This window comes from Dietzia sp. PP-33, assembly GCF_033790845.1.
GTDB lineage: Bacteria > Actinomycetota > Actinomycetes > Mycobacteriales > Mycobacteriaceae > Dietzia.
The window spans coordinates 1-12,121 of record NZ_JAMYEI010000016.1; the positions used below are offsets into that span (position 1 = coordinate 1).

Consider the following 12,121-nt stretch of genomic DNA (forward strand, 5'->3'; position numbering starts at 1 on the left):
GGAGCGGCAATCCGGCACCTGAGGGCGTGCAGGTCACGCGGCCTGTCGGGCACTACGGGCGAGGGGCAGTTCGGGGAGGTGTTGAGTTCGCAGGATCTACAACTCGACACCCTGAGCTTGTCATAAGATAAGTTATCGGCGTTAACATAATCGCTTGTTGGGGCATCTTTTTGACGTACTGTCCGCTCAGGACAGGCTTCGGGAGCGGCTGCCCTGAGCGGCTTTGGCGGTTGCTTCTTGGGGCGCCGGGCTGTTGGCCTAGTTGGCGGCTGCGTATGCGTCGGCCACGTCTGCGGGGATGCGTCCGCGGTCGGAGATGTCGTAGCCGTTGTTGCGGGCCCATTCGCGGATCGCTTTAGTGTTCCCGGACGCGACCGTGGTGGTTTTGCGGGCAGTCTTCGCCTTGCTTCCGGTCACCCGGTGGCCGGCCTGGATGTACGGTGCCACGGCCTCGCGGAACGCCTCGGCGTTCTCGTCGCTGAGGTCGATGGAGTACTCCTTGCCCTCGAAAGCGAAAGTGATGGTGTTCGACGTCTCGCCCAGGTCGGTTCCATCGATATCGTCGGTGTACCTGACCTGAAAGTGCTGAGCCACTGATTTCTCCTAGTTAGATGCTCTCACTGCAGAGTTGCAGTATGCACCAATTGGAGTTCGAGGAGCTACCGCGTCCCTCGAGCTTTCGGGATTGGGCTTTTCCCAGTGGGACCGGCGGCATTCGGTTCTCGGGGTTTGCGCTGGTCCTGCCGTCGTATGCAAGCACTGACTCCCTGGACACTGCGCGACCGAGAGGAAACCGGGATCACGTAACCGGGAGGTGTCATACCCAACACGTATAATCGACATACTGCATACAAGGGAGTCTGGCGTGGATCATCGAGACCGCATGAACGACCGGACCATCCAAATGATGGAAGAGTCGCGGCGGCAGATGATGAGCGGGTTCGTCCCTCCTATTGAGGTGGCCCAGCCGACGATCGACATCGCACAGTTCAACCAGCCCGCATTTGAAGCGGTGGACCGGCTGCGCGACCAGCTCACCCGTCAGGCCGGGGACATCGTGGGAACTGCGATCCAAGGAAACACCCGCCTGCAGGAGCAGCTCGACCGGCAGTCCTCCTCCCTCACCCAGGCCGCCATCGACAACAGTGACGCCATGCGAACTTCGCTGAGCGAGCAGACTGCTGGGATCGGCACGGCGCTCGACGCGTACCTCGGTAATGGCCTCGGAGTCTTCGTTCAGGCGCAGGAGACGCTGACGCGTAGCTACAGGCCGCCGACCATCGCCGACTACCTTGCCCGGACCCACACCGCCTCGATCGTCGCCTTACAGGGGTCGACTATCGCGGAACAGCTGGCAGCTCGGATTGACACCAAATCTCTGATGGGGCTTGGCGGGGTCACCGAGACCGCTGGCACGATCGCCGAACAATGGCGTCTGGCGAACAGCGGTGCGCTTTCGACCTTCGGCGAGTCGTTTGGGTCCCTTCGAGCAGCGTTGGACTTCGAAGAATCACTCAAGTCGTCGACGCTGGCACGCGCTTTCTTGCTTGAGTCCCGGAAGTTGCAGGACGACCAGGTCAGTAGGCTCGCCGAAGCCAAGCTCACCGAGACTGCAGAGGCACAAATCGCCGCGCAGCTGGAGGCGGACCAAGACCTCACTTTCGTAGTCGCTTACATTCAGCGCTACTTCATCGAGTACTTGGGCTACTCGCCCTCCGAAGCCCATAATGTTGTGAAGTGGATCGTACGGATTCTTGTGTTCGGCAGCATGCTTGCGGCTTTCGCTACAACAGCGGCGCCAATTCAGGGAACAGTCGGCCTTTTCCTCGGGATTACTGGCAGGGATATTCTCGTAACTACATCAGAAAAAGCAGCCGATAGGCTGATTCCACATGGCGCTCCGGAAGCGCTAGACTGATCTTTTCCACACCTCGTGGCCAACACCGTGATAGCCCTCGAACAATCGGGACAGGCGCTCTATCGCGTCCTGTCGGTGTTCTACGGCCTCCTCGGTCCGGTGATCTCCCCGCGCACTTGGAGTCCGACGGGTGCTGCGTCGCAGGCGGGGCTTGTCGGGGCGCTTGCGCGGTGTCTTGAAAACGCTGCGGTGTGTGGTGCGTCGCATCTGCGCAATGTCGTGCGAATCGGTGGCGGCGCGGTACACTAGAGGTACAACGGGCCGGATACCGGAACGTTGCCTGCCGAGGGCTCCCGCGAGGGGGCCCTCGTTTTATTTAGGGCATCCAGGTTCGTTGCCGGTGGGTGTTCTGGTAGATCAGGTGGGCGAGCTTGTCGGTGACGGCTTGAGCTCGGGGGTGCTGGTCGCGGACTGCTTGAGCGCGGTGGTGGATGTAGACCGCCATGTCCACGGCCTGTAGGCCGGGTGTGTGCTGGGAGTCGGCGAAGTTGATGGGCGCGGAGATGTACTTCAGGCGGCTGGGTCGGTAGCCGCCGGTGCCAAGGTCTTGGTAGGCGCTGAACTGGTCCTGGTGCTCTGCGCTGGTGGCGATCTCGTCGGCGACGACGATCGCTTGTTCGCCTGCGCCGTGTTGAGCGGTGTAGTCGTCGATTTGCTCGAGCAGGTGCCGGAAGACCACAGTGTGGGGCTGTTGCGGGTACCGGTAGCGGGCGTTGAGGCGCCTGACGTCAACGCCTTCGAAGAGGTAGCGAACGCCCGCGTGCTGGGCTGCCCGTAGGACGGCAGTGTAGAGGCCGGCGGCCTCGCGGTGTTTGCCTCGAAGGGTGGCCCACTGTCCCACGCCGCCCATGATCTCGTGGCCGTGGAACTCTGCTGCGGCGTCGGTCCCGTGTTGTGCGGAGGTTCGCTCGGCGATCTGAGTGTAGAGCTGGTGGAGCTGTTCCCATTGGTCGTAGTCGGCGATCGCCGCCCCGATGTAATAGAGCTCCTGGTCGTAGGACTCGTCGACGTAGGCGATCAGCACGTGGTCCATCGTCTCACCCGACAGCGACGGGCTCGTGTGTGCCCTGACTGCCGTGGCCGAGGCGCTTCGCGGCCCTCGTCGTCCAAGCGGGGTTCTCAGACGGCACGTTCCCGGGCCCGATACGGGGCGCACCGGCGCGACGGGCTCGTCTCGGTTCATCGCATCGGGTAACGTCGGTAACCGTTACGTTACCGGTTACCTGATACCGAGAGTCGGAGTGCGGCCATGTCGACGACGGAGAAGATCGCTCGAGCCTATGGGGTGCTCATTGCGCGTGGGGACAAGATCACCGTGCGCAGCGTGCAGCGCGAAGCAGGGGTGCGGATCGGCGACGTGGCCGCGTGGATGCGCGAGCACGCCGCCGCGGCCACTGGGAGTGTGCCCGAGGCTCCGGATTTTTCAGAGGCGATGTCGGCGATGGTGGCCTCGGTGTGGGCCGCGGCGTGGAAGCGGGCCGCGGAGCAGGCGGACGAAGCGACTGCGGCGGCTCTGGGTGCCGCTCGCGCCGGCGAGGCCGACGCCCTGGCTGCGGCTGAGCGGGCCACCTCCGAGAAGGACGAGGCGGTCGCGGCACGCGATCGTGCGGCCGTTGAGGTCGAGGGGCTGCGAGGCGAGCTGGAGCAGTTGCGCGGCGAACTCGATGCTGCCCGCCGGGACACGCGCGACGCCCGCGCCGCGGCGGTAGAAGCAGACCGGGCCCGGGTGCGCGCAGAGGCCACCTCGGACACACTTCGCGAAGTACTGGAGTCGTTGCGCGATGAGCGCCGCAACGGCGACTCGGGAGCGAAATCGCTACCCGAGAGTTAGCATCGCGCGCGATGTCCGAGTGGGCGGCGGTGTGCCCGGCGGCTCCCTTAACGGGTCATGCGCGGGTTGTCGCGAATGGTCAGGTTCGTTCGGGCAGGGGGAATGGGGTGGTGAACTCGGTGAACCATTCGGCTGGTTCCAGGTTGACTCCGCCGACCCATTTGGTGATGGCCTCAGCGGGAAGATCGTAGAGCGCCAGGACGTCGTCGTCTTGGAACAGGTCGGTCGCCAAGTCTCCCCAGGTGTCGGGGGTGTCGGTGTTCTCGGGCCAGGCCATCGCACTGGCGGCAGGCAGTCCGGTGTCGGTGAGCGCGGCTCGTGTCAGGATCAGATGGAGCAGCATTTCCTCCCCTGTGCAGCGGGGCACGGGCGCTCCCCACTGCCTGGTGTCGTTTGCGAGCCGGGTGGCGCATTCGGCGAGTTGGTATCGCCAGAATCGGCTCTGGGCGAAGGTGCACGGCGGTAGTGCGGCAAGGACCTGTAGCTGCTGGCCGGAGACCGCTTCGGTGTCGAGCAGGTCGGCGTCGGTGCGAATCTGCTCGGCGATCTCATAGGCGGCGACTGCCAGTGCCTGCGCGCGGCGCGGACCGATGGTGTTGATGAGGTCGACGAACTCCGGGTCTAGCTCAGTCACGGTGTCTAGCTCCTAGCCGAAGGCGGGGGCGCTTGATCTCATTCTAGGGCCGCTCTGGCACCGGGCGGGCCTGGTGGCTTGTGCTGCCCGTGAGCATCCCTTCCGGGCTGGCCGAGAGGGCCCTGGGAACTGTGGCCGAGCAGATGCCTGGTGATTGCCCGCCGCCCCGGGATGCGAGCAAGCATTGGACTGCCCGCCGGTGGTGCAGAACCGGGGCATGGGGCGCCACCTGTTGCGGCGCTGAGACCTCGCGGTCTGCCACGACGCTCGCTGGCCGTTCACGGTTGGCGCGGGCGGCCATTGATTCCACGCCGCTGCGATGGACCCTTCCCGTAAGACCGGGAGCCCCGGCGCTGGTGCCGTATCGCCGCGCTCCGCTGACACATCCGCCCTGCCGCAAATGAGCCGAGGCCCCGCTTGAGCGGGGCCACGTGTTGGTTGTGAGCTTACTCGCTCGGTGTTAGAACAGGTGGGGTGTGTCCAGGGGTGCGGTGTTGCCGGATGCGCGGGCGTAGGCGACGGCGTTCCACCCGCCGGCAACAGCCGCGCGCACGGCGAGTGATCGGGCGTGGCGGTCTTGGCGATGCAGCAGGGTTCGGATGATGCCGGTGCGCCCGCACGCGACGGCGTAACGCAGGTTCGCCGCTTGGGTGGAGGCGATGAGATGCCCCTCGTCGACGCGAACGCAGAGGGGTTCGTTGCAGCGGTGTTCCCCCACCACGCCGTCGGTAAGTTGGTCTGCGATGAGCCAGTGCGAATCGGTGCGCTGATTCGGTGCGGCTGGTTGCACCGTGGCGCCAGGTGATGCGTCCATATCCGTCGCCGGCGGAGATGGCTCCGGTCCAGAGCCAGCATCCCTGGCCGGGTGCTTTGACGACGCGGGATGAGAATGCGCGGATCGCTGCCGGGGTGGGTGGCAGGGTCGAGCTGTAGGGGCGGGACCGCGACGACGGCGTAGACGAGGAACCCCGCGGGGGCAGTTCGAGTCCCGGCAGGGGAACGTCCTGGAACGGTTCCCCGCCACGGGAGTCAGTGAGACTGCTCACCGGTGTTGCCCGCATCGTGTGCCGAGGCATCGCGTTCGCCACTATCGATGTCGCCGTCACCGTCTGCCGTACCGGTCTGGTCCGGTGACTGGGTCTCATCAGTGAGACTCTTTGCGGCGCGGAGCGCAGCGCCTACCTCGCGGGCGGAAAGGCCGGTCATCTCCGCCAGATCGGACTGGGCAACACCGAGGTCCTTGAGCTCGATCAGCGCCTCCCCCAGGGCAGCCTCGGCGTCGGAGCGGGCGTCGATCGCGGAGAACACCGCCACCAGCTTGGACTCGCGCTTGCGCGCCCGCTCGAGCTCGTCAGCCATCGCCTGTCGGGCACGGGCCCGAGCGGTCTGAGAACGCGAATCAGTCTTCGTAGCAGCCATAGACCAAACCCTAGAGCACCCCTACGACACCCACGACCACCAACCACTCCCCCATCCGACCACCACTGCGCTCTCTCCGGCCGCCGTGGATACGCCACTGCCCCGGCCAGAACCAACACTCGCTTCCGCTCGTGCCAACAGCTATACACAGTAGGCACTTCGAGTGAACGACGGGAACCTGCTGGTCACGGCGCCGTGCGCTGCGACGCGTAGACGCGCGGATTTGGTCCGCATACGCTGGTGGGTGTGATGAGCCTTCGAGCGGTGCACGCGGGTACTGGGTACCAGTACCTGCTGCGCTCGGTCGCTACTCACGACGCCGACCCGCAGGGCATGGCCCTGTCGGACTACTACGCCGCCAAGGGCACCCCACCCGGCGCGTGGATCGGGCGCGGACTGGACGGCTTGGGATCGGAGAACGCGATCGCGGGGGCGGTCGTCACCGAAGCGCAAATGGCGGCCCTGTACGGCGAGGGCCTGCACCCGGACACCGACCAGATGATGGCCGACGGGAAGCCCTTGGCGGCCTGCAAGCTCGGCCGATCCTTCCCGATCTACACCGGCGGGGTCGACGTCCTGGAGGCCATCGCCGCGGCCGAAAAGGCGTTCCTTCACACCGAGGGCCGGCGCCCCACCCCCGACGAGCGAGGACAGATCGCCGAGGGGGTTGCGCGCCCGTTCTATCGCCGTGAGTTCGGTTACGAACACGCCTCTGGCAAGGATGTCATCGCCTGGGTCAACCGGGAACGTGACCAGGTCAAGCAAGCGGTCGCCGGGTTCGACTTCACGTTCTCCCCGGTGAAAAGTGTCAGCGTCTTGTGGGCGCTGGCCGATGAGAAGACTGCCTCCCAATTGGCTTCCCTGCATCACGAGGCCGTGGCCGAAACCTTGGCGTGGGCCGAGAATAACGCGATCTACACCAGGATCGGGACAGGCGGCATCAAGCAGGTTAAGACCGGCGGGATCATCGCGGCTGAGTTCGCCCACTTCGACACTCGAGGCGGCGACCCGGATCTGCACTCCCACGTGCTGCTGGCTAACAAGGTCCAAGCTCCCGACGGGCGTTGGTTGTCGCTGGATTCCCGTGCGATCCATCAGATGCACCAGGCGATCTCGGCCCGCTACGACGCGACCCTGCACGACCTTTTGACCCGTCGCATGGGCGTGGAGTTCCAGGCCCATTACCCGCACCCGGACAAGGCGCCCATCTGGGAGATCTCCGGGATCGACCGTCGCCTGATCGAGGCGTTCTCCTCCCGCCGGGCCCTGGCCAGGCCGGTCTATGACCGACTCGTCGCGCAGTACGTTGAGAAGAACAATCGGCAGCCTTCCCAGCGGGCGTCCTACGCCCTGTGGCAGAAGGCCATCCTCGACACCCGCGACGCCAAGAAGCCCGCCCAATCCCTGGCCGAGCACCGCGCCACCTGGCGGGAGATGGCCGAGCAAGTCGTCGGCACGCACGCGGTGGACAGCGTGGTTGGCGAGGTCACCGGGCAGGGTCGGAGCCAGGTGTCGCGGGAGCTGTTCGACGCCCAGGTCCACGCCCTCAAGGTGGCCGAGCAGGCGGTGGCGGCAGTGACCGCACGGCGGGCGCAGTTCCGCCGTTCCCACGTCGACACCGCCGTTTCCACCTTGCTCAAGGGTTACCGATTCGAGGGCGCCGAGGCCCTGGACCGGGCCCACGAACAGGTCATGAGCACCGCCATGGGAGAGCTCGTGGTGCAGCTGACCCCGCCGGAGATTCTGGACCTTCCCAGCCCTCTGATCGGGCCAAGCGGGGCCGGTGTGGACCGGCACGCAAATGCTGAGAAGTTCACCACTCAGGCAGTGCTGGACGCCGAGACCGCCACCCTGGAGGCGGCTGGCACCCCGGTCGCGGTGATTGCTACCCGTGCCGATCTCGACCGTGCGCTGAAGGCGCACGAGGACGCCGAGGGTTGGTCCCTCAATGCCGGCCAGACCGCTCTGGCGCAGCACCTCATTGGTGCCGGAACGCTCCTGGCCGCCGGGGTGGGTCCGGCCGGAACCGGCAAGACCGCATCCATGAAGGTCGTGGCCCGCACCTGGCAACACACCGGCCGGTCGGTTATCGGCCTTGCTCCGTCCGCGGCAGCGGCCAGCGTCCTTGCAGGCGACATCGGTACCGACTGTCACACCATCGACTCTCTGACCTTCACCTGGCTCGGTCGGCACCCGAACCTGCCCGGGAAATCGCTCGACGCACTACCGGTCACGATCAAACCGGGGGACATGCTTCTCGTGGATGAAGCGGGCATGGCCAGCACCGAGAACCTGGCCGCGCTGACTGAGATCGCCGCCGAGTCCGGGGCGATCCTCCGACTGATCGGCGACCCCAAGCAGCTCGCGGCAGTCGAGACTGGCGGCCTGTTCGCCGACCTGACCCGCACCCCGGGAACAGTCGAACTGCGTGAGGTCATGCGTATGGGAGCGGACTCCGAGCAGGCCGAGGCAACGCTCGCCCTGCGCGAAGGCGATCCCGGCGCGCTGGCCGTCTACAACGAGCGCGGATGGATCACCGGAGGGCACCGGGAGGCGATGCTCACCGAAGCCGCTCAGGCGTTCCTGGCCGACACCACCGCGGGCCGACAGTCGCTGATCATTGCCTCCACCAACGCCGACGTCGACACCCTCAACGAAGTGATCCGCTCGAGCCGCATCGCCCACGGACTAGTCGACGACGCACACACCATCAGGGTCGCTCGCGGCGATGTCGTGGGTGTCGGGGACACCGTCATCGCCCGCACCAACTCCAAGCTGTACACCGGTGACCGCACCTACCTCGGTCGGGTCATCAACGGACAGTTGTTCACCGTCACCGGCATCGCAGGCGACGGCTCACTGGGGGTGCGCGACTCCTCCACCGGGCAGGCCATGGCAATCCCCGCCAGCTACGTCGGCAAGCACATCCACCTCGGTTACGCCGCCACCATCCACCGCGCCCAGGGCGCCACCGTCGATACCGTCCACGCCGTCATCGACGCTGGCGTGGACCGTGCCGGCCTGTACGTCGCCATGACCCGCGGCAAACGAGAGAACCGCGCCTACGCCGTGTGCGAACCCACCCTCGACACGGGCGCCGAGGACGCCCACATGCACTCCGCCGGCGACCACGAAGCCCCGACCGCCGCAGAGGTGCTGACTGGCGTGCTGGCCCGCGACACTCACCAGGCCTCGGCCACCGAAACCCTCCGCCAGGAGTACGAGAGCGCCACCAGCGACGAACGACTCGACCAGCTCTACCGCCACGGCGTGGACCTCGCCGCCCGAGACTTCACCGCCGCCACCCTCCCGGCGTACATCGACGCGCTCCCCCGCGCCTACGCCCACCAGCTCGAGGCAGACCCCGACCAGTACCAGGCCCTCGCAGGCGCGTGGACCGAAGCAGCAACCCGAGGCCTCGACCCCCGCGAGGAATGGGACAACGCCACCGAAACCCTCGACACAGCCGAGAAGCCCGGCTCTGTCATCGCCCACCGGATACGTCACGCGACTCGCGAGACCACCGATTCCGCAGCGCTGCCCACTCCCCCGCCCGTGGCCCCGGGATGCGATACCGAACTGACCACCTGGCTTGCAGAGACCCATCGCACACTTACCGCTGATCCTGCCTCCGAGGCGGTAGCCCGTGCCGCTTCCTTCACTGCCGAGGACTTTGTCGCCTCCTACCTCGCATCCCGGTCCGCAGAACATGAACCCGGCCCGGGCACCCATCCCACGACGAGCTCGCCATGGGGGCCATCCCCCGACTCCTCCCCTGACCTGTGGTGACTCGACCCGACTCGTTCGGCGCCAGTGGTCAGGCTGCGGTGGTGCGGGCCCATTGGTGCGGGGCGAGCAGCATGTCGGGGGCGGGCAGGGCGGCGCGGGCTGCGGCGACTAGTTCCCACCAACTGTCCGGGTCGGCCTCGCGATGAAGGTCTTGGGCAGCCATCGCCGCGCCCCAGGTGGTGGCTGATACTGGCGGACCGGTCGAGGTGGCGCCGTAGGCCAGCGCGATGTCGGTCGGGTGGATCTGCTCCGCCTCATCAGGGTTGGGGAATTCGCCCCACTCGGCCAACGCATCGGAGCGCTCTGGCTGGTGTCGGGTGGTGAACCACCACACGAACACCGCCGAATGCAGCCGGTACAGGCGCACGCGATCGGCGTGCGCACCGTCAACACCAGCAGCAACCGCGGCTCGCGCTAACCGCGACCGACTCCGGTACACCCGGCCATCGGCGGTGCACAACCCCAGAGAGCGCAGCGCGCGCAGTTTGCTACGTACCGTCGCCGGGCAGACACCCAACCTGGCCGCCAGCTCACCCACAGACAGGCGACCAGCGGCCATGTGGGCCCATACGCGCATGCCCAGCACCCCAAGGGGGCGGGCGTGCCAAATGTCCTCCCGAGCGCATTCGAGCTCAGCGTCAAGCTGGCTCTGCATCTCCGGGGTAAATACTGCGCCACTTCTTTGCTCCCCGCCCCCGGGTCTAACGATCCGCCACACTGCCGCCCAGGGGCCGGCTGCTCGCTGCACGCGGGCGACCCAGCCCTGCTGGGTCAGGACTTTCAGTCGGTCGGCGACGGCGTCTCTGGTCAGGCCCGCGGCGAGGGCCCAGTCGCGTTCGGACAGGTGCACCTCTACGGCGGCGGCTGCAAGGGTGCGGGCTGCCAGGGCCAGGAGCACCAGGCGGTCCTGGGCTCCGGTCTTGCCAGCCCACCGGCCGGGCCGGGAGTCCATGCGGGTGAGCAGGTCGGCGACAGCGGTTTCGGCGGCTCGGCGGGCGGGCGAGGGTCCTGCGGTGCTGGGCTGGGTGTAACTGGCTGCGGTGACGGCTTTGGCCCACTGACGGGCCAGCTCGGTGGCCGCGTCGAATCGGGGGGTGCGCTCCCCCGCACTTGCACGGCTGGTGCGGACAAACTCAAGACCGGGCCAGCGGTCAGTGAAAGCAGCTTCGTACAGGTCGCGGTACTGCATCCGCGCGTGGACGCAGGCCAGCAGGATCGACCACCCCATCGCGGAGGCATCGGTGCGGTCGGTGATCGGGGCGCGGGCAAGGGCACGGATCTGTGGGTTCAGGGGGCGTCTGGGCCCGGAGAGGTATGGATGGCTTTGCGCATCGACGTGCACAGGAACCGGGGTGATTCCAGCACCGGCGGTGGTTTTGCTGCTGGCTTGCGGGGGTTGTGTCAGCTGCGTGAGTACTGTGCGCAAGGCTCGCAGGGACACCGGGCGGATATGGGGATCTGTCAGGGGTACCGATGTGCCGCCGGCGCGGTGGGGTGAGCCCGGGGCGCGGACACAACCCGTGCGCGAGTTGGACAGCGGGCCCCGATCCAGCGAGGGCCACGCGGCGCTGAAAGCGTCGATGAGCGGTGCCAGGCGGTGCGGGGAGATGGCGGTGCTCAGCCGGATCCATACGTGGTATCCCCCACCAGGTCCTGACGAGCACACCAGGTGCTCGATGCCCGCGGCAGTCAAGGCAGCCGTGCACGCGGCGAGGTCTGTGTCTGCGGTTGAGCCGGCATGGTGGGCGTCAAAATCCAGGGCGAGGAGCCGAAACTTGCCCGATTCATCGGTTAGGTGCAGTGCGAAAGGCGTCCCCTCCCCCGGTACGCCGTCGGTGAGACGCCTGGCGGCGGCGAAGGTGTGTGCCTTATGCGAGTCGACACGCACATACGGGCGCGGACTCCACGCGCACACCACCGAGTCCCACCACCAGGTGGAATCGAGGGATATGAGGTTGTCACGGTCAGAGTGAGACACGCCGATCGGATCGACTGGACCATCCGATGGGTATGACTTACTCTGAGAGGTGCCTGGAAGCACAGCTCTCCTAATTGGTGAGCAACACCGAGTTTGAGCGCCAACTCAGACTCTTGACTTTCGATACCGGTCCACTCGCCAGTGGGCCGGTATCAGTCATTTCAGGTGCTGCATGGAGTGTTCAGTTTTCAGTCACGCAGCTGGCTACTTCACGCGGGAATCGCCTCCTGGTCGTCGTAGCTCGACACGGCTTCAGACATGCCGAGGTGTGCCGCTGCGACCTCGGCTACGTACTGGTTCATTGAGATGCCACGGGCTGCGGCTTCACGTCGAAGCGCGTCATAGACATCTGAAGGTACGCGGACTGTCATTCGTGTCCGCTCCCCTAGCGCTGGTCTCCCAGGCCCAGATCGTGTGGTCGCCATGACGTCAAAAATGGCATGCCTGACGTCAAAAATGCGCGCGACACGCGCAAGGCGTCAAACATGCCACGAGCGGCGCCCTCGAGGACCGACGTGCCTTGGAGGTCGGGTCACTCCCCAATCAGCTGGC

At 66.3% G+C, this 12,121-nt stretch carries 10 protein-coding genes; 3 read left to right on the top strand and 7 right to left on the bottom strand.

Annotated elements, in window-relative coordinates:
* Positions 1-258 precede the first annotated feature (258 nt).
* Positions 259-594, bottom strand: coding sequence for an Lsr2 family protein (locus NJE57_RS18785; protein WP_319030043.1), 336 nt, complete (start codon positions 592-594; stop codon positions 259-261).
* A gap of 289 nt (positions 595-883) precedes the next feature.
* Between NJE57_RS18785 and NJE57_RS18790 the strand changes: the two genes are divergently transcribed.
* Entirely contained in the window at positions 884-1,918 is a 1,035-nt protein-coding gene (locus NJE57_RS18790; RefSeq protein WP_319030044.1) for a hypothetical protein, read from the top strand.
* Between the two features lie 316 nt (positions 1,919-2,234).
* On the opposite strand, the gene NJE57_RS18795 is transcribed toward NJE57_RS18790, so the two are convergent.
* Positions 2,235-2,951: a DUF3800 domain-containing protein gene (locus tag NJE57_RS18795; RefSeq protein WP_319030045.1), complete on the bottom strand. Its 717-nt coding sequence runs from the start codon at positions 2,949-2,951 to the stop codon at positions 2,235-2,237.
* A 216-nt stretch (positions 2,952-3,167) separates the two neighbouring features.
* Here NJE57_RS18795 and NJE57_RS18800 point away from each other — a divergent pair, with 216 nt between their 5' ends.
* Positions 3,168-3,749 (top strand): DNA-binding protein, encoded by a 582-nt coding sequence (locus tag NJE57_RS18800; protein WP_319030046.1) that lies wholly within the window; start codon positions 3,168-3,170, stop codon positions 3,747-3,749.
* A 79-nt stretch (positions 3,750-3,828) separates the two neighbouring features.
* On the opposite strand, the gene NJE57_RS18805 is transcribed toward NJE57_RS18800, so the two are convergent.
* The 3 genes from NJE57_RS18805 to NJE57_RS18815 all read right to left on the bottom strand — a co-directional run bounded on the left by NJE57_RS18805 (position 3,829) and on the right by NJE57_RS18815 (position 5,742).
* Positions 3,829-4,383 (bottom strand): hypothetical protein, encoded by a 555-nt coding sequence (locus NJE57_RS18805; RefSeq protein ID WP_319030047.1) that lies wholly within the window; start codon positions 4,381-4,383, stop codon positions 3,829-3,831.
* A gap of 460 nt (positions 4,384-4,843) precedes the next feature.
* Entirely contained in the window at positions 4,844-5,197 is a 354-nt protein-coding gene (locus NJE57_RS18810; protein ID WP_319030048.1) for a hypothetical protein, read from the bottom strand.
* 215 nt (positions 5,198-5,412) lie between these two features.
* Complete coding sequence (locus NJE57_RS18815; protein ID WP_319030049.1) at positions 5,413-5,742, bottom strand: hypothetical protein; 330 nt, start codon at positions 5,740-5,742, stop codon at positions 5,413-5,415.
* Between the two features lie 309 nt (positions 5,743-6,051).
* Here NJE57_RS18815 and mobF point away from each other — a divergent pair, with 309 nt between their 5' ends.
* Complete coding sequence (gene mobF / locus NJE57_RS18820; RefSeq protein ID WP_319030050.1) at positions 6,052-9,591, top strand: MobF family relaxase; 3,540 nt, start codon at positions 6,052-6,054, stop codon at positions 9,589-9,591.
* A gap of 28 nt (positions 9,592-9,619) precedes the next feature.
* On the opposite strand, the gene NJE57_RS18825 is transcribed toward mobF, so the two are convergent.
* Complete coding sequence (locus NJE57_RS18825) at positions 9,620-10,819, bottom strand: helix-turn-helix domain-containing protein (RefSeq protein ID WP_319030051.1); 1,200 nt, start codon at positions 10,817-10,819, stop codon at positions 9,620-9,622.
* 959 nt (positions 10,820-11,778) lie between these two features.
* On the bottom strand, positions 11,779-11,994 hold the full coding sequence (locus tag NJE57_RS18830) for a toxin-antitoxin system HicB family antitoxin (RefSeq protein WP_083324243.1): 216 nt from the start codon (positions 11,992-11,994) through the stop codon (positions 11,779-11,781).
* Between the last annotated feature and the right edge of the window lie 127 nt (positions 11,995-12,121).